Here is a 16,585-nt window from a genome sequence, read left to right as displayed (position 1 = left end):
CTCAGGACTCCTTGACGGCGATGGTCTCCACCGTGTTCGCCACGTGCTCGAACGCGTCCGCGGCCTCTTCCAGCACGTCCACGATCTGCTTGAGCTTCAGCACCTCGATCGCGTCGTACTTTCCGTTGAAGAGGTGGGCCAGCAGCTTGCGGTGGATCTGGTCCGCCTGGTTCTCCAGACGGTTCACCTCGATCCAGTACTCGGTGAGGTTCTCCATCGTGCGGAGGTTCGGCATGGCCTCCGCCGTCAGCTCCGCGGCCCGGGCCAGCACCTCGATCTGCTGCTCGACGCCCTTGGGGAGCTCCTCGACGTTGTAGAGGACGACGAGGTCGACGGCCTCCTCCATGAAGTCCATGATGTCGTCGAGCGAGCCGGCGAGGGCGTAGATGTCCTCGCGGTCGAACGGCGTGATGAACGAGGAGTTCAGCTGGTGGAAGATCGCGTGCGTGGCGTCGTCACCGGCGTGTTCCGCTGCCCGCATACGCTCTGCGATCTCGGCCCGGGCGGCGGAGTCCGCTCCGAGCAGTTCCATCAGGAGTTTCGAGCCGGTGACGATGTTGTCCGCGGAAGCGGCGAACATGTCGTAGAAGCTCGTCTCCCTGGGGGTCAGACGAAAGCGCACGTGGGGTCCTCGGGGTGCTTCGGTTTCGGTCAGGGTGATGCTAGGCGCATCATCCGGCCACGGCTATCGGGCCGCCCTCCAGTGTCGCCCATCGGGCACGACGATCATCAGGGGGGCGTACCAAGGCCCCTCTACCCCGCGAAATTCGTTACCATATACCCACCAGGGGTATGTATCCGAAGTTCGTCCCGAAACGGAGGCCCGCGATGACGACGACCGAGGCCGGCGCCACGCACGGTTACCACAAGCAGAAGGACGAGCACCTCAAGCGACTGCGCCGGATCGAGGGCCAGATCCGCGGCCTGCAGCGCATGGTCGACGAGGACACCTACTGCATCGACATACTCACCCAGGTGTCCGCCTCCACCAAGGCCCTGCAGTCCTTCGCCCTGCAGCTGCTGGAGGAGCACCTGCGGCACTGCGTGGCCGACGCGGCCCTCAAGGGCGGGGACGAGATCGACGCCAAGGTGGACGAGGCCACGAAGGCCATCGGCCGGCTGCTGCGGACCTGAGCCGCCGGACCCGGGATTTTCACACCTCGGCGGACTCCCGCTCCTCGGCCACCCGCAGCACCTCGTCGATGCTCTCCAGGCTCAGCCGGTCCTCGGCGGCCGAGGCGGCGATGATCAGCTCGCCGCACAGTTCGATCTCGGCGAGGGCCACGTGGTCCTGGACTGCCGTACCGCCGACCCCAGCCACGCGCGTCACCTCTTCTCCGCCGACACCGACTTCCTAGAGTAGGCAGGGCTCTACACGCCGCGCATGGCACGGACGGGCTAGTCCCAGGGTGGCGTCCCGGACTAGTGCACCGTCCGGCTCCCGGCCCCGCTCTCCGCGATCCGGCCCGCGTAGATGTCCCGTGGGCTGGGCAGACGCACGTCAGCGGCGGCGCCGAAGTCGTACAGCAGGGTCGTCGAGGCGACCGCGACCGGTGTCTTCTCCCGGCCGTTGACGAAGCTGAAGTGCTGCCGCAGCTTGCGGACGCGCCCCAGGTCGTCCAGATAGGCGTCGAACGGGACAGCGGGTGTGGCGAACCCTTTCGCCGCCGCCCGCAAGGGCTCCCGGTCGTCCGCCGAGGCGGCCGCGGCCGCGCGGGACAGGTCGGCCGTGCCGCGGTAGTGGCGCACCGCGATCCCGCCGACCTCCTCGCGTCCCAGGTACGTGGCCGTGCGCGTCCCGCGCAGCACCTCCGCCGCCGCGTACGGGTCCGTCACCCCGCCGGTGACCAGATTGCCGTCGGACAGGGAGGCGGTCTCCACCCGTACCCACTTGTCGGCGGGCACGCCCGCGCCCCGGTTCTTCATGAACAGTGCTCCCGGTGCCAGCAGTTCGGTGATGGGACGGTGCTCGGGGGTGCCGGCGGGATCCTCGGGCAGCACGACGGTCAGCTGCCCGAGCCGGCGCCGGTAGTCGTAGACGCCCTTGCCGCGGATGGTGACCCGGGTGCCGCCGGTCGCCATCTCCATGGAGGTGCTGGCCTTCGAGCTGCCCGCCTCGCGCAGGGCGCCCGCGGCCTGCCGCAGGACGGCCACCGGGTCGCCGCCCGCGCCGTTCACCCCCTCGGCCGCCGCTCCCCTGCCGGAGCATCCCGTGGCGCCCGCCGCGAGCCCGGCCGTGATCGCCAGGATCTCCACCGCGACGACCGTTCTGCCCGACCGCCTGTGCTGCCGCCGATCCATCGCCTGCCTACCCCCAGCCGGTACGCCGTCACGGGCCCCCTGTCGTTCCGGTTAACGACCGGTAGGGGGTGCCGTCACGCACGGCACCAGGTCGGGGGAAGGGCATACAAACCCTTGACCGGGGTGTCGGTAACGTTGTCACCGTGGCGCAGCAGGAGAGCCCGGAACGGGCTCCGCAGGGGCGGGACCATCTCACGACGACGACCGAGCAGGGCCGCTTCTGTGTGGCCCGCTGCGTCTGCGGCTGGCGCGGACCGGCCCGCCGGGCGCGCAGCCAGGCCAGAACGGACGCGGAGGCCCACACGGCGGGCCTCTGAGGCGCCCGGCGGCCGGTTCCGGCCGCTATCCGCGTTCGGCCGGCCGGCCGAGGGCGTCCACCAGGTCGCGGTCGCGGGGCTGGGTCAGCCGGTCGCGGGCGGCGGCGGGGGAGAGCCACAGGACGCGGTCGACCTCGTCGTTCGGCGCGAAGCGGCCGTCGACCGCCTCGGCCGCCCAGTAACGCACCTGCTTGGGGCGGCCGTTGGCCAGGTAGCGCATGGTGGGCAGCTCGTTGCCCGGCACGGCCGTGTAGCCGGTCTCCTCCGCGACCTCGCGCAGCGCGCCGGCGAGCGAGTCCTCGCCCCGCTTCAGCTTGCCCTTCGGGTGGGACCAGTCGTCGTACTTGGGCCGGTGGACCAGGCAGACCTGCAGGCCGCCGTCCACCGGCGAGCGGCGCCACAGGACGCAGCCCGCCGCCTGGACCGTGGTGTCGTTCACACCGCCTCCTCGGGTGTCGGGATCAGGACGCGCCGACCGCCTGCTTCTGCCACGCCTGCTGGAAGGCGAACCTGGCCGCCTCCACCTCGTGCCGCTGGTCGGCGTGGAGCACGCCCAGGGCGTACGCCGTCGCCGGCGTGATCCGGGGCGTACGGGCCGCCTGCGCGGCCGCGCCCGCCGCCTCCGAGGCGTCCCGGTGCCGGTTCAGCGCGAGGCCCGCGGCCGGCAGCCCCGGCTCCGCCGGGGTCCCGCCTCCGGACAGCACCTCCCGGGCGTAGCGGTGCAGGCGCAGCAGCAGGCGCACCTGGTGCCAGGGGCCGTCCTGCGGGTGCGGGGCCGGGTCCGGGGAGAGGCCGTGGACCAGGGCCTGCGCGTTGTAGGGGTGGCCGGCGGTGAGCAGCGGCAGCGCGGCCACGGAGTCCGTCAGGCGTTCCTCCGCCGCGGCGGCGAGGGGGCGCAGGCCGGTGCTTGCGGCGGCGGGCGTCAGGGGTACCTCGCTGGCGAGCAGGGCGACCTTGTCGGCGACCGCGTGGAAGCGGGAGGAGCCGAGGGCCTGCAGCGCCGTGGAGTGGGCCCGGGTCCTGGCCAGGGTGAGCTGGCGCTCCAGCAGCGCGCCCGCCTTCGCCGCGCCGACCGTCAGGTTGCCGCGGTCCGGGGCGGGTGCGGGGCGGGCGGGGCCCGTGGTGTCCTGCGGTGCCTCCGCCAGGCTCGCCTGCGCGCGCCCGGGGCCGCGCGCTCCGGCCGCCGCGGCGGCCCGGGCGCCCCCGGCGAGGGCGGCCACCGAGCCGCCCCGCTGGGCCGCCGTGCCCGCGGCGACGACGCTCTGCTCCGGGAAGACGGCCGCGCCCGACAGCCGGTGCAGGGCGAGCAACAGCCGTTCGAGACGGGCGGCGTAGGCGTGTTCCAGACCCAGCGTGCCGGAGAGCCAGGCCAGTTCGGGCCTGATGTCCTCGGACCAGTCGGCGTCCAGCAGCGGGCGGAAGGTGTGCAGGCTGCCGCTGATCCGGCGGGCCGAGCGGCGCAGCGCCCGGGCCGCGTCAACGGTCTCCTGCGCGCCGCCCGCCGCGGCGCCGCCCGTCTCGCGGTGCAGGCGCAGCGCGCGCAGGAACTCCGTGGCCTGGGCGCGCAGGTAGACCGCGAGCGCGTCTCCCGTCACCTCCGGGGCCCCGGGGTCCGTCGGGTCAAGGTGTCGCTGTGCCACGCCGGCGCCTCCGGGCGTCTATGAGCATCTCCTGGACGTTGCGCAGGGGCTGTCCGTCCGCGTCCTTCGCGTGCCGGGTCCACTCGCCGTCGGGGCCGAGGTGCCAGGAGGCGGTGCTGTCGGACATGCCGGTGTCGAGCAGCCGGTTCAGGGCCGCCCGGTGGCCGGGGTCGACGACCCGGACCAGGGCCTCGATCCGGCGGTCGAGGTTGCGGTGCATCATGTCGGCGCTGCCGATCCAGACCTCGGGTTCGCCGCCGTTGCCGAAGGCGAACACCCGGGAGTGCTCCAGGAAGCGGCCGAGGATCGAGCGGACCCGGATGTTCTCCGACAGGCCCGCGACGCCCGGCCGGACGGCGCAGATGCCGCGCACCCAGACGTCGACCGGCACGCCCGCCTGGGAGGCGCGGTAGAGCGCGTCGATGACCGCCTCGTCGACCATCGAGTTGACCTTGATGCGGACGAAGGCGGGGCGGCCCGCGCGGTGGTGCTGGACCTCCTTGTTGATCCGGGCGATCAGGCCGTCCCTGAGCGACTTGGGGGCGACCAGCAGGCGCCGGTACGTCTCGCGGCGCGAGTAGCCGGAGAGGCGGTTGAAGAGGTCGGAGAGGTCGGCGCCCACCTGCGGGTCGGCGGTGAGCAGGCCCAGGTCCTCGTACAGCCGGGCCGTCTTCGGGTGGTAGTTGCCGGTGCCGACGTGGCTGTAGCGGCGGAGGGTCTCGCCCTCCTGGCGGACCACCAGGGACAGCTTGCAGTGCGTCTTCAGGCCGACCAGGCCGTAGACGACGTGGCAGCCGGCCTCCTCCAGCTTGCGCGCCCACTTGATGTTGGCGTGCTCGTCGAAGCGTGCCTTGATCTCGACCAGGACGAGGACCTGCTTGCCGGACTCGGCCGCGTCGATGAGCGCGTCGACTATGGGGGAGTCGCCGGAGGTGCGGTACAGCGTCTGCTTGATGGCGAGCACGTCCGGGTCGGCCGCCGCCTGCTCCAGGAAGGCCTGGACGGAGGTGGAGAAGGAGTCGTACGGGTGGTGCAGCAGCACGTCCCGGGCGCGCAGGGCGCCGAAGATGTCCGGCGGGGACGCCGACTCGACCTCGGCCAGGTCGCGGTGGGTGCCCGCGATGAACTTCGGGTACTTCAGCTCGGGGCGGTCGAGGCTGTGGATGCGGAAGAGACCGGTGAGGTCCAGGGGGCCGGGGAGCGGGTACACCTCGGCCTCGGAGATCTTCAGCTCGCGCACGAGGAGGTCCAGCACCTCGCGGTCGATGGACTCCTCGACCTCCAGGCGCACCGGCGGCCCGAAGCGGCGCCGCATGAGCTCCTTCTCCAGGGCCTGCAGGAGGTTCTCGGCGTCGTCCTCCTCGACCTCCAGGTCCTCGTTGCGGGTGAGCCGGAACGCGTGGTGCTCCAGCACCTCCATGCCCGGGAACAGCTCCTCCAGGTGCGCCGCGATGACGTCCTCCAGCGGGACGTAGCGGCCGGGCGCGGCTTCCAGGAAGCGGGAGAGCAGCGGCGGCACCTTCACACGCGCGAAGTGCTTGTGGCCGCTGACCGGGTTGCGCACGACGACGGCCAGGTTCAGCGACAGGCCGGAGATGTACGGGAAGGGGTGGGCGGGGTCCACGGCCAGCGGGGTGAGCACCGGGAAGATCTGGTGCCGGAACAGGGTGAACAGCCGGGCCTGTTCCTTCTCGGTCAGCTCGTTCCAGCGGACCAGGTGGATGCCCTCCTCCGCGAGCGCGGGGGCGACGTCCTCGTGGTAGCAGGCGGCGTGCCGGGCCATCAGCTCGCGCGAGCGGGCCCAGATCATCTCCAGCACCTCGCGCGGCTGGAGGCCGGAGGCGGAGCGGGTGGCGACACCCGTGGCGATGCGGCGCTTCAGGCCTGCCACCCGGACCATGAAGAACTCGTCCAGGTTGCTGGCGAAGATGGCGAGGAAGTTGGCACGCTCCAGCAGGGGCGTGTCGGGGTCCTCGGCCAGTTCCAGGACGCGCTCGTTGAAGGCGAGCCAGCTGCGTTCCCGGTCGAGGAACCGGCCCTGCGGCAGCGGTGCCCCGTCGCTCGGCGCCTCCTCGTACACGTCGAGGTCGGCGTCGAGGTCGGGTTCGAGATCGGACACCGCCGCGGACACGGCATGCTGGCGGTGCGCGGCTATGGAGCCCACGGAGGGCTGGACGTGCTGGACCTCTGCCTGGGTGTCTTGCTGACTCATGAACCCATTCTTCCGCGCCAGGGGCGAGACAGGCGCGTCGGAACGTGCGGGCGGGAGTTTGACGGCCCCGTTCCCCGCGGGCCCCTCGGGGGGCGGCGAAGGCTCTGGCACGGCGGGCTTCATTGGCCGAGCGTCGCAAGCCCGTCTGAATCGATGGTTACGGAGACATGACGTCCCGGCTATCGGGGGGCGGCCCCCGGGGTGCGTCGGGGTGCGCCCCTGCCCCCCGTGACACGGGCGCACCCCGGGTTCCGGGTCAGCCGGCTCGGCGGCGCAGCAGCAGGCAGGCGGCGGTGGTGGCCAGCGCGGTCAGGGCGAGGACCATGCCGGTCGCCGCCAGGTGCAAGGGCCAGAATCCGGGCAGCGTGCCGCGCAGCGGCTGCCACGCCTCGCGCAGGTACAGCCGGAGCGCGAGCGTCGCCGCGAACGCGGTGACCAGCGCGGGGAAGGTGCGGCGCAGGGCCAGTCCGGCGAGCACGCCGGTGGCCAGGGCGCACAGCACCAGCGCCGGGAGCAGCGGGCCGCGGGGTACGAAGACGCGGTCCCAGGTCCAGTGGGTGACCAGGTCGTCCCCGTCGGCGGTCCACACCCGGCCGAAGGCCAGGGCGAGCACACCGCTGCCGGCCAGCAGGGGCACGGCGGCCGTGGTGAGCTGGGCGGCGAGCCAGCGGGCGGGGGAGGCGGCCTGGGACCAGGCCAGCCGGGCGGTGCCCGACTCCAGCTCCCGGCCGATCAGCGAGGCCCCCGCCCAGGCGGCCACCGCGCAGGGCGCCCAGGTGAGCGCCTCGCCGAGGAGGTTCATGACGTTGTTGACGTCGGTGAAGGCGGTGTAGGTGCACACGGCGCCCGGTCGGTGGAAGCAGATCCGGTCGCGGGGGGCGCCGGAGAAGTGCACCCACAGCAGTGCGCCGAGCACGAGGAGGACGAAGGCGGTCCACAGCAGCAGTGCGGGGCGGTGCAGCCGCAGCGCGGTGCGGGGCAGGCCCTGGAAGGCGGCGCCGGTCATGCGGGGGTCTCTCCGGTCCGGGGCCCGGCCAGGCGCCGCAGCACCAGGAACGAGCCGAGTACGAGCAGTCCGGCCACGGCCAGCAGCAGCCCGGTCGTGACGAGCTGGAGTGGCCAGTAGTGGGCGTAGGGGTGGTAGGTCTTGAACTGGCCTACGGCGTGCGCGTAGGCCGCGTCGCAGTCGACGGTGGAGCTGCAGTGGGGCAGCGGCAGGTGCGCGCCGCTCCGGGTCACCAGGCCCTCCTCGACGACGATGCCGGTGCCCGGTGCCCCGCGGTCGAGGCCGCCGACCGTGGTGACGGCCGGCCACAGGTGGGGCATCAGCGTGTGGGCCAGGGCCCAGACGCCCGCGGTGGCCAGCGTGCCGGTGACGAGCGCGGGCAGCGTGCGGCGCAGCAGCAGGCCGGCCAGGACGCCGGCCGCGAGTCCGGCGAGGGCCAGGCCGGTGACGGTGGGGCCGTTGGCGTAGAAGGTGGCGAAGTCGGCCCAGCTCTTGAGGGTGTCGACGCGGCCCCGGCCCGCGGTCCAGACACGGTGGTGCAGCCAGAACAGCAGGCAGGTACCGGCGGTGACGGCGGCGGCCGGGACGGCCAGCCGGACCGCGAGCCAGCGGGCCGGTGAGGTGCTCTGGGCCCAGGCGAGCCGGGCGGTGCCGGACTCCAGTTCCCTGCCGGTCAGGGCGGCCCCGGCCCAGGCGGCCACCACGAGCGGCAGTCCGTCCAGGGCGGTGGTGGTGTAGCCGTACCAGTCCTTGTAGCGCAGGATCGCGTCCTGGTCGTAGGCGCACCTGGTGGCGAAGCCGCAGGCGTCGTACTGCCGCCAGGCTGCCGCCGCCGCGTCGGTGAGCGGTCCGGCGAGCCAGAGCAGCAGGGCGCCCCCGAGGACCACCAGGGCGGTCCAGGCCAGGAGCGCAGGCCGGTGCAGGCGCAGCAGCCAGCGGATCAGCCGGGGGCGCGCCGTGGCGGGCCGGACGGCGGTGGCGGCGGTGGCGGCGCTCACGCGGCGTCCTCCTCGCGCGCGGCCCCGGCGGGGGTGAGGGCGGGGGCCTGCGGGTTGCGCAGGTGGGCGAGGACCAGTTCCTCCAGGGAGGGGGCCGAGGAGCGCAGCTCGCCGGCGAGCGGTCCGGCGGGCCGGATCAGCGCGGAGAGCTGGCGGCCGGTGACCCGGGACTCGACCACGGTGTGCGGGTCGAGGGCGGCGGAGTCGGCCGGGCCGCTGACCCGCAGGTGGGCGGCGAGCAGGTCGTCGATCTCGCCGGCCAGCCGGATCCGGCCGCCGCCGACCAGCAGCAGGTGGTCGCAGGAGTCCTCCAGCTCGGCGACGACGTGCGAGGACATCACGATGGTGGTGCCGTACTGGGCGGCCTCGGCCATCAGCGTGCCCATCAGCTCGTGCCGGGCCAGCGGGTCGAGGTCGGCCATCGGCTCGTCCAGGAGCAGCAGTCCGGGCCGCTTGCCGAGCGCGAGGGCGAGCGCGACGCGGGTGCGCTGTCCGCCGGACAGGGAGCGTATGCGTGCCCCGGGGTCCAGGTCGCCGGCGGCCACGATGCGCTCCGCGGTGGCCGCGTCCCAGCGCCCGGGGTTGAGGTCGGCGCCCATCCGGAGCGTCTCGGCGACCGTGAGCTGGGGGTAGAGCGGCTTGTCCTGGGCGACGAAGCCCACCCGGGCACGCGACCCGGCGGGCGTACGGCCGAGGACGGTCAGCCGGCCCTCGGTGGGCGGCAGGAGCCCGGCCGCGAGGGCGAGCAGGGTCGACTTGCCGGCGCCGTTCGGGCCGACGACGGCGCACACCCGCCCGGTGGGCAGCCGGAAGGCGCAGTCGCGCAGGGCCCAGCCTCCCCGCCGGCCGAAGCGCTTGCCGAGGCCGTCGGCCTCGAGAGCCGTGTCGCTCATGAACGTTCTCCCTGGAAGTGCTTGTCGAGTACGGCGGTGAACAGGGCCGCCACGTCGTCCCGGTCGAGCCCGGACTCCGCGGCCCGCGCCGCCCACGCGTCCAGCTCCGCGCGCAGGGGCGAGTCGGCGGGGGCGGCGCCCAGTGCGCGCCGGACGAAGGTGCCGAGCCCCCGGCGCGCCTCGACCAGGCCCTCGCGTTCGAGTTCGCGGTACGCCTTGAGGACGGTGTTCGGGTTGATGGCGGTGGCCTCGACGACCTCGCGTGCCGTCGGCAGCTTGTCGCCCGGCCGCAGCAGACCCAGGCGGAGGGCCTGCTTGGTCTGCTGGACGATCTGGACGTAGGTGGCGACCCCGCTGTGCCGGTCGATGCGGTATTCGACCACGCGTTGAACCACCCTTTCACTAATTGAGTAGTGAAAGGGTGGTGTAAGAGAGGGGCGGCCGTCAAGTCGGCCGCCCCTGAGCGCGCGTCCGCCCGGGCGGAATCAGGTCTCGGTGCGGTACATGAGGTCGGTCTCGTGCGTGCGGAATCCCAGCCGCTCGTACACCGACACCGCGGCCGTGTTGTCCGCGTCGACGTACAGCATCGCCGTGGGCAGCCCCTGGGCCGCCAGGTGGCGCAGGCCGACGGTGGTGAGGGCCTTGCCGAGGCCGCCGCCCTGCTCACCCGGCCGGACGCCGAGCACGTACACCTCGCCGAGCCCCTCCTCGGCGTGCACCTTGGTCCAGTGGAAGCCGACCAGCTCCCCGCGCCGCTCGGCGAGGAAGAACCCGGCCGGGTCGAACCACGGCTCGGCCTTGCGGTCGTCCAGGTCGCGCTGGGTCAGCCCGCCCTGCTCGGGGTGGTGCGCGAAGGCGGCCGCGTTGACGGTGAGCCAGGCGGCGTCGTCCTTGCCCGGCACGAAGGCGCGTACCGTCACCCCCTCCGCGAGACGCGGCTCGGGCAGCTCCAGGTCGGTCAACGAGCGGCGCATCTGCCGCAGTTCGCGAAAGAGCGTCAGGCCGAGGACCTGGGCGAGGTGCCGGGCGGCGGAGTGGCCGCCGTGCGCCCACACCCGCAGCCGCTTGCCCGAGGCGGCGAGCAGGGCCGAGCCCAGTGCCCGTCCGTGGCCGTGCCCGCGGTGCGCGGGGTGGACGACCAGCTCGGCGGCCGGCGCCTCCACCGGGTCGGTGTCCTCCAGCTGTGCGTAGCCCACGAGTTCGTCCCCGACGGTCAGCACCAGGTGGGAGACGCCCTCGCGGGCCCCGCCGCGCAGCTGCAGCCGCCCCTGCTCGGACACCGGCTGCTGGCCGTCGACCTGGGCGGCCTCGGCGAGCAGTCCGAGTACGGCCTCGGCCTGGTCCGGGTCGAGGGCGGAACGGGTCTCGATGGAGCGGGAGGGGAAGGGCCGTAGGGTGTCGTCGCTGCTCATGCGTACGAGGGTACGGGGCCGCCGGGGCGAAGTGCCGACAGCGCAGCGGGTACGCGGCGGGTAAAGGGACCGGCAAAGGTAAACCAGGATGTAACCACGAACCCCCTGTCGCGCTACGCGCGTTGACCTTAGGCTTCGCGGCTGACGGCCCACTCGCCACAGCCGACCCACAGGGGGGTCCATGCCAGCCGCACCCCGGCGCACCAGACGCCGTACGTTCGCGTTCCTCGGGACGACCGCCGCTCTCGCGACGGCCGCCGCCCTGACCGCCGCGCTGCCCGCGCAGGCGCACCCCGGTCACGGCGGCCACCAGCACCCGGGCCGCTACCAGGACGTCCAGCTGCTGTCCTTCAACGACCTGCACGGCAACCTCGAACCGCCGTCCGGTTCCTCCGGCCGGGTCACCGAGCGGCAGCCCGACGGCACGACGAAGACGATCGACGCGGGGGGCGTCGAGTACCTCGCCACGCACCTCCGGCAGGCCCGTCAGGGCCACCCGTACTCGGTCACCGCGGCCGGCGGCGACATGGTCGGCGCGTCCCCGCTGCTGTCCGGCCTCTTCCACGACGAGCCGACCATCGAGGCGCTCAACAAGCTGAAGCTGGACGTCACCTCGGTCGGCAACCACGAGTTCGACGAGGGCGCGAGGGAACTGGCGCGCCTGCAGAACGGCGGCTGCCACCCGACGGACGGCTGCTACACGGACAAGAAGTTCAAGGGCGCCGACTTCCCCTACCTGGCGGCCAACGTCCTGGACGACAAGACCGGCAAGCCGATCCTGAAGCCGTACTGGGTCTGGAAGAAGAAGGACGTCAGGATCGGCTTCATCGGGGTCACGCTCGAAGGCACCCCGGGCATCGTCTCCGCCGACGGCGTCAAGGGCCTGAAGTTCAAGGACGAGGTCGAGACGATCAACAAGTACGCCAAGGTGCTCCAGCGCCAGGGCGTCCAGTCGATCGTGGCGCTGATCCACGAGGGCGGCTTCCCGGCCTCCGGCTCCTACAACTACGACTGCGACGCGGGCGGCGCGGGCACCGGCATCTCCGGCCCGATCGTGGACATCGCCAAGAACGTCACCCCGGCCGTCGACGCCCTGGTCACCGGCCACACCCACAACGCGTACGTCTGCGACATCCCGGACCCGTCCGGCCGCCCGCGCATGGTCACCTCGGCGGCCTCCTTCGGCCGGCTCTACACCGACACCACGCTGACCTACGACCGTCGCACCGGCGACATCGCGCGCACGGCCGTGAAGTCGGCGAACCGCGTCGTCAGCCGTGACGTGCCCAAGGCACAGGACATGACGGACCTGATCGCGCGGTGGAACACCCTGGCCGCCCCGATCGGCAACCGCACCATCGGCTACATCTCCGCCGACATCGGCAACACCGGCACCGAGTCCCCGATGGGCGACCTGATCGCCGACGCCCAGCTCGCCTACGGCAAGGAGCTGGACCCGAGGACCAGTCTGGCGCTGATGAACCCGGGCGGCGTCCGGGCCGGGCTCACCTACGCGGCCAAGGGCGCCGAGGGCGACGGCGTGGTCACCTACGCGGAGGGCTTCACGGTCCAGCCCTTCGCCAACACCGTGAACCTCCAGGACTTCACCGGCGCCCAGCTCGTCCAGGTGCTCAAGGAGCAGGTGAGCGGGGCCAACGCGGCCGCGCCCAAGATCCTCCAGCCGTCGGCGAACCTGACGTACACGCTGGACCTGACGAAGTCCGGCGCCGACCGTGTCGTCACCGACTCGATCCGTGTGAACGGCGCCCCGGTCGACCCGTCGGCCACCTACCGCATCGCCACCAACAGCTTCCTGGCGGGCGGGGGCGACGGCTTCCCGACCCTCGGTGCGGGCACCGGCGACCTGGTGGGCGCGGACGACCTGACCGCGCTGGAGAAGTACCTGACGGCGAACTCGACGCCGTCCGCGCCGATCGCGCCGCCCGCCACGAACCGGATCACCATCACGCAGTGACGCGGACGCGGTAGCACCCGGCCGTCGGCCCTCGCGGCCACGGCACGAGCGCAACGACCCCGGGAGGCGTCTCCCGGGGTCGTTCGGCGTCCGGCGCCGGACCACGGGACCGCGGGTACCACCGGGTTACGGGGTGTCCGGCGGGGCCGTGGGCGCGCCGGGCAGTCGTACCGTCGCGACGGTCCCGCCGCCCTCCGCCCGGGCCAGGGACACCTCGCCGCCCGCCTGCTGGACGGTGCGGGCGACGATGGACAGGCCCAGGCCGGAGCCGGGCAGGGCGCGCGCGCTCGGTGAGCGCCAGAACCGGTCGAAGACGTGGGGGAGTTCGTCCTCGGGGATGCCGGGGCCGTGGTCCCGCACGGTCAGCACGCCCTCGCTCAGCCGCACCTCGATCGTGCCGCCCTCGGGGCTGAACTTCACCGCGTTGTCGAGGACGTTGACGACAGCCCGCTCCAGGGCGGAGGGCTCCGCCCGGGCGTACCAGGGCTCCACATCAGCGGTGATCGTCAGTTCCGGGCCGCGCAGCCGGGCCCGGCGCAGGGCCGACTCCACGGTGTCCTGGAGGGAGACCACCTGGACGCGTTCGCCGCGCTGGCCCTCCGAGCGGGACAGCTCCTGGAGGTCGCCGATGAGCGAGGCCAGCTCCGTCACCTGCGCCTTCACCGAGGCGAGCAGCGCCTTGCGGTCCTCGGGCGGCAGCGGGCGGCCCGTCTCCTCGCTGCGCGTGAGCAGTTCGATGTTGGTGCGCAGCGAGGTGAGCGGGGTGCGCAGTTCGTGTCCCGCGTCGGCGATCAGCTGCTGCTGGAGGTCGCGGGAGCTGGCCAGGGAGGACGTCATCGAGTTGAAGGACCGGGAGAGCCGGGCCACCTCGTCCTCGCTGTCCTCCTCGACGGGGATGCGCACGCTGAGGTCCTCCGTGCGCGCGACGTGTTCGACGGCCTCGGTGAGCTTGTCGACCGGGCGCAGTCCCGTGCGGGCCACCGCGAGCCCGGCCGCCCCGGCGCCGACCACCCCGATGCCGGAGACCAGCAGCAGGATCAGGGCGAGGTCGTTGAGCGTGTTCTCGGTGTTCTTCAGCGGTACCGCGACGAGCAGGGCGGTGTCCGGGTACGCCTGCGGCGGGGTGAGCGGACCGGTGGTGACGGAGAGGGGCGCGGTCATGACGCGTACGGCGTTGCCGTCGGAGTCGGTGCCGTTGCGCAGCACGCCCTCGCCGCTCGGGTCGCCGATGACGGAGGTGTCCGCCGCGGTGGTCCGCACCCGGCCCGCGGAGCTGGAGGAGACGCAGGCCGTGCCGTCCGTCTTGACCAGCTCGACGTAGTAGTAGTTGCCGTGGGTGCGGAAGCCGCCGAGCCCGGACTCGCTCGGCTTCTGCGGGCACGAGTCGAGCGCGCCCGCCACGTCGTTCAGCCGCTGCGGCACCCAGGCCTTGCGCAGCTCGGCGTTGATCTGGTCGTACAGCTTGCTCTGCACGATGAACCAGCAGGTCACCGAGACCGCGGCCACGGCGAACGCCACCGCCGCCGCCACCAGCATGGCGAGGCGGGTCCGGATCGGCAGGGCCCGGTACCGGCGGGTGGGGCTCTTCACTCCGCGCCGCCCTGCCGCAGCACGTAGCCCACGCCCCGGACCGTGTGCACGAGCCGCGGCTCGCCGCCGGCCTCCGTCTTGCGGCGCAGGTACATGACGTAGACGTCCAGGGAGTTGGACGACGGCTCGAAGTCGAAGCCCCACACCGCCTTGAGGATCTGCTCGCGGGTCAGCACCTGGCGCGGGTGGGCCATGAACATCTCCAGCAGGGTGAACTCCGTGCGGGTCAGCTCGACCTGACGGCCGGACCGGGTGACCTCCCGGGTGGCGAGGTCCATGCGCAGGTCGCCGAAGGACAGCGCCTCGTCCTCCTGGGCCTGGGCCGACACGGTGGCCGCGTAGGAGCTGCGGCGGAGCAGGGCGCGGATGCGGGCGAACAGCTCGTCCAGCTCGAAGGGCTTGACCAGGTAGTCGTCGGCGCCGGCGTCGAGTCCCGTCACCCGGTCGCCGACCGTGTCACGAGCGGTGAGCATCAGGATCGGGGTGGTGTCGCCGGTGCCCCGGATGCGGCGGGCGGCGGTCAGGCCGTCCATCCGCGGCATCTGGATGTCCAGGACGACCAGGTCGGGCCGGTAGGCGGCGGCCTTGTCCAGCGCGTCCGCGCCGTCGACGGCGACCTGCGTGTCGTACCCCTCGAAGGCGAGGCTGCGCTGGAGCGCCTCGCGTACGGCGGGCTCGTCGTCGACGATCAGGATGCGCTGGGTCTCACGGTCGCCTTCGGCGGGGCTCATCGCTCGCGGTTCCTCGGGGTGCGGGGACGGGGGTCGGGGCGTCTCTCAGCGTCGCATGTTTCCCGGCCGGCGGGCACGAGCGACGGCTCAGACCCCGAGCGCCGCCAGACCGCCGACCGCGGTGAGGCGGCACAGCGGGACCTTGCGGCGGTGCGGGCGGTCGGCGGAGGTGCGCAGTCCCATCAGCTCGGGGACCGCCACCTCACCGGCGCGCGGGGCCGGGTCCGGGGCGTGCAGTTCGTGCGCGACCGCGAGGGCCAGGGCGAGGGCGGCCGGACCGGTGCCGGTGCCGGCGTCGTGCGAGACCTGCTGGATCATGACGTACTCCCTTTCGCCGACGCCGGGGCTCAGCTCGTGGAGCCGGCCCGCAGCTTGGCCAGGTCGGACTTGACGGTGTTGACCGGGATCGCGAAGCCGAGGCCGATGCTGCCCGCGTCGGAGGACGACGAGGACTGCGAACCCGACGAGTACATCGCCGAGTTGATGCCGATGACATGGCCGCTCGCGTCGATCAGCGCGCCGCCGGAGTTGCCGGGGTTGAGCGAGGCGTCCGTCTGGATCGCCTTGTAGGTCGTGGTGGACGAGCCGGTGTCGCCGTTGAACTGGCGGCCGCCGAACTGGAACGGCCACTGCCCGTCGCCGCCGTCCTGGCCCTGTCCCTGGTTCTCGTCGGTGGAGACGGTCACGTCCCGGTCAAGAGCGGAGACGATGCCGCTGGTGACGGTGCCCGTCAGACCCTCGGGGGAGCCGATGGCGACGACCGTGTCGCCGACCTGGACCCCGGAGGAGTCGCCGAGCGAGGCGGTCTTCAGACCGGACGCGCCCTTGAGCCGGACCAGCGCGAGGTCCTTGGAGCTGTCGGTGCCGACGACCTCGGCCGGGTAGGTCGTGCCGTCGCTGGTGCGCACCTTGATCGAGGAGGCGCCGGAGACGACGTGGTTGTTGGTGACGATCTCACCGCCGGACGTGATGATCACGCCCGAGCCGGTGGACGAGCCGTTGGCCAGGCTCGCCTGGACCTCGACCACGCTCGGGCTGACCGCGGCGGCGATCGCGGCGACGTCGCCCCGCTTGCCGGTCGGCACCACGGCGGTGGTGGTCGTGCCGGCGGAGGCGACGGTGTCCTTGCCGGTGAGTTCCTGGAAGGCGTAGGCGGTGCCGCCGCCGACGGCGGCCGCGACGATCGCCACCGCCGCGAGCAGCGCCACCGGGCCGCGGGTGCGCTTCTTGTGCGCGGCCGGTCCCGGCTGCGGGGTGCCGGCCGGGTCCGCCGGCGGCTCGTAGGAGGGCGGCGGCGGCCATGCGGGGTTCACGGGAGCGGAGTGGCTGGGCTGCTGGGCGTACGGGCCCTGCGGGCTGCCGTGGCCGGTGGGATTGCCGTACTCGTACTCGTCGCTGCGGCGCATGCTCTCGGTCATGATTTGAGCATGTCCCGCCACCATGAGAGCCGCCTGAGTGCTCCCTGAGAAGCCCGGCAGAACCTCGTTCGTCCCTTGTGAAGACGCGGGCT

Annotated in this window: 18 protein-coding genes; 3 read left to right on the top strand and 15 right to left on the bottom strand. The window is 73.0% G+C overall.

What is annotated here, in order from left to right; translation table 11 throughout:
* Position 1: 1 nt before the first annotated feature.
* Complete coding sequence (locus tag B446_RS18090) at positions 2-622, bottom strand: DUF47 domain-containing protein (RefSeq protein ID WP_020940901.1); 621 nt, start codon at positions 620-622, stop codon at positions 2-4.
* 206 nt (positions 623-828) lie between these two features.
* On the opposite strand from B446_RS18090, the gene B446_RS18085 reads away from it, so the two are divergent.
* On the top strand, positions 829-1,134 hold the full coding sequence (locus B446_RS18085; RefSeq protein ID WP_020940900.1) for a metal-sensitive transcriptional regulator: 306 nt from the start codon (positions 829-831) through the stop codon (positions 1,132-1,134).
* A gap of 19 nt (positions 1,135-1,153) precedes the next feature.
* Here the strand turns inward: B446_RS18085 and B446_RS39680 are convergent, their stop codons facing one another.
* Positions 1,154-1,321: a hypothetical protein gene (locus B446_RS39680; protein WP_167543344.1), complete on the bottom strand. Its 168-nt coding sequence runs from the start codon at positions 1,319-1,321 to the stop codon at positions 1,154-1,156.
* Between the two features lie 101 nt (positions 1,322-1,422).
* Positions 1,423-2,301, bottom strand: coding sequence for a hypothetical protein (locus B446_RS18080; RefSeq protein WP_043475924.1), 879 nt, complete (start codon positions 2,299-2,301; stop codon positions 1,423-1,425).
* A 143-nt stretch (positions 2,302-2,444) separates the two neighbouring features.
* Here B446_RS18080 and B446_RS39675 point away from each other — a divergent pair, with 143 nt between their 5' ends.
* Entirely contained in the window at positions 2,445-2,618 is a 174-nt protein-coding gene (locus B446_RS39675; RefSeq protein WP_167543343.1) for a hypothetical protein, read from the top strand.
* A 25-nt stretch (positions 2,619-2,643) separates the two neighbouring features.
* Here the strand turns inward: B446_RS39675 and B446_RS18075 are convergent, their stop codons facing one another.
* The 8 genes from B446_RS18075 to mshD all read right to left on the bottom strand — a co-directional run bounded on the left by B446_RS18075 (position 2,644) and on the right by mshD (position 10,779).
* Positions 2,644-3,057 carry an NUDIX hydrolase gene (locus tag B446_RS18075; protein WP_020940897.1) on the bottom strand — a complete coding sequence of 138 codons (414 nt, stop codon included), beginning with the start codon at positions 3,055-3,057 and terminating at the stop codon, positions 2,644-2,646.
* A gap of 22 nt (positions 3,058-3,079) precedes the next feature.
* Positions 3,080-4,258, bottom strand: a complete 1,179-nt coding sequence (locus tag B446_RS18070; protein WP_043475921.1) for a CHAD domain-containing protein — start codon at positions 4,256-4,258, stop codon at positions 3,080-3,082.
* Positions 4,239-6,593, bottom strand: coding sequence for an RNA degradosome polyphosphate kinase (locus tag B446_RS18065; protein ID WP_193384472.1), 2,355 nt, complete (start codon positions 6,591-6,593; stop codon positions 4,239-4,241). Before B446_RS18065 ends, B446_RS18070 begins: the two co-directional genes overlap by 20 nt.
* 133 nt (positions 6,594-6,726) lie before the next feature.
* Entirely contained in the window at positions 6,727-7,476 is a 750-nt protein-coding gene (locus B446_RS18060) for a hypothetical protein (RefSeq protein WP_020940894.1), read from the bottom strand.
* Entirely contained in the window at positions 7,473-8,474 is a 1,002-nt protein-coding gene (locus B446_RS18055; RefSeq protein ID WP_020940893.1) for a hypothetical protein, read from the bottom strand. The genes B446_RS18060 and B446_RS18055 overlap by 4 nt, the downstream gene beginning before the upstream one ends.
* Positions 8,471-9,367, bottom strand: coding sequence for an ABC transporter ATP-binding protein (locus tag B446_RS18050; protein ID WP_020940892.1), 897 nt, complete (start codon positions 9,365-9,367; stop codon positions 8,471-8,473). Before B446_RS18050 ends, B446_RS18055 begins: the two co-directional genes overlap by 4 nt.
* The gene (locus B446_RS18045; RefSeq protein ID WP_020940891.1) at positions 9,364-9,750 is read right to left on the bottom strand and encodes a GntR family transcriptional regulator; all 387 of its coding nucleotides are present in this window, start codon (positions 9,748-9,750) and stop codon (positions 9,364-9,366) included. Before B446_RS18045 ends, B446_RS18050 begins: the two co-directional genes overlap by 4 nt.
* Positions 9,751-9,852: 102 nt before the next feature.
* Positions 9,853-10,779 (bottom strand): mycothiol synthase, encoded by a 927-nt coding sequence (mshD, locus tag B446_RS18040; RefSeq protein WP_020940890.1) that lies wholly within the window; start codon positions 10,777-10,779, stop codon positions 9,853-9,855.
* A 181-nt stretch (positions 10,780-10,960) separates the two neighbouring features.
* Between mshD and B446_RS18035 the strand changes: the two genes are divergently transcribed.
* The gene (locus B446_RS18035) at positions 10,961-12,754 is read left to right on the top strand and encodes a bifunctional metallophosphatase/5'-nucleotidase (RefSeq protein ID WP_020940889.1); all 1,794 of its coding nucleotides are present in this window, start codon (positions 10,961-10,963) and stop codon (positions 12,752-12,754) included.
* A gap of 126 nt (positions 12,755-12,880) precedes the next feature.
* On the opposite strand, the gene B446_RS18030 is transcribed toward B446_RS18035, so the two are convergent.
* The 4 genes from B446_RS18030 to B446_RS18015 all read right to left on the bottom strand — a co-directional run bounded on the left by B446_RS18030 (position 12,881) and on the right by B446_RS18015 (position 16,493).
* Positions 12,881-14,344 carry a HAMP domain-containing sensor histidine kinase gene (locus B446_RS18030; RefSeq protein WP_020940888.1) on the bottom strand — a complete coding sequence of 488 codons (1,464 nt, stop codon included), beginning with the start codon at positions 14,342-14,344 and terminating at the stop codon, positions 12,881-12,883.
* Positions 14,341-15,075: a response regulator transcription factor gene (locus B446_RS18025; RefSeq protein WP_020940887.1), complete on the bottom strand. Its 735-nt coding sequence runs from the start codon at positions 15,073-15,075 to the stop codon at positions 14,341-14,343. Before B446_RS18025 ends, B446_RS18030 begins: the two co-directional genes overlap by 4 nt.
* A gap of 87 nt (positions 15,076-15,162) precedes the next feature.
* Positions 15,163-15,393 (bottom strand): hypothetical protein, encoded by a 231-nt coding sequence (locus B446_RS18020; RefSeq protein ID WP_020940886.1) that lies wholly within the window; start codon positions 15,391-15,393, stop codon positions 15,163-15,165.
* Positions 15,394-15,422: 29 nt separating this feature from the next.
* Positions 15,423-16,493 carry a S1C family serine protease gene (locus tag B446_RS18015; RefSeq protein ID WP_020940885.1) on the bottom strand — a complete coding sequence of 357 codons (1,071 nt, stop codon included), beginning with the start codon at positions 16,491-16,493 and terminating at the stop codon, positions 15,423-15,425.
* Between the last annotated feature and the right edge of the window lie 92 nt (positions 16,494-16,585).

Source organism: Streptomyces collinus Tu 365, assembly GCF_000444875.1.
Classification (GTDB): domain Bacteria; phylum Actinomycetota; class Actinomycetes; order Streptomycetales; family Streptomycetaceae; genus Streptomyces; species Streptomyces collinus_A.
This window is presented reverse-complemented; position numbering and strand designations above follow the sequence as displayed.

Bases quoted from the DNA above. Each gene is read 5' to 3' on its own strand.
- B446_RS18085 (WP_020940900.1), top strand. From the start codon at position 829: ATGACGACGACCGAGGCCGGCGCCACGCACGGTTACCACAAGCAGAAG.
- B446_RS18080 (WP_043475924.1), bottom strand. From the start codon at position 2,301: ATGGATCGGCGGCAGCACAGGCGGTCGGGCAGAACGGTCGTCGCGGTG.
- B446_RS18065 (WP_193384472.1), bottom strand. From the start codon at position 6,593: ATGAAGCCCGCCGTGCCAGAGCCTTCGCCGCCCCCCGAGGGGCCCGCG.
- B446_RS18060 (WP_020940894.1), bottom strand. From the start codon at position 7,476: ATGACCGGCGCCGCCTTCCAGGGCCTGCCCCGCACCGCGCTGCGGCTG.
- B446_RS18050 (WP_020940892.1), bottom strand. From the start codon at position 9,367: ATGAGCGACACGGCTCTCGAGGCCGACGGCCTCGGCAAGCGCTTCGGC.
- mshD (WP_020940890.1), bottom strand. From the start codon at position 10,779: ATGAGCAGCGACGACACCCTACGGCCCTTCCCCTCCCGCTCCATCGAG.
- B446_RS18035 (WP_020940889.1), top strand. From the start codon at position 10,961: ATGCCAGCCGCACCCCGGCGCACCAGACGCCGTACGTTCGCGTTCCTC.
- B446_RS18025 (WP_020940887.1), bottom strand. From the start codon at position 15,075: ATGAGCCCCGCCGAAGGCGACCGTGAGACCCAGCGCATCCTGATCGTC.
- B446_RS18020 (WP_020940886.1), bottom strand. From the start codon at position 15,393: ATGATCCAGCAGGTCTCGCACGACGCCGGCACCGGCACCGGTCCGGCC.
- B446_RS18015 (WP_020940885.1), bottom strand. From the start codon at position 16,493: ATGACCGAGAGCATGCGCCGCAGCGACGAGTACGAGTACGGCAATCCC.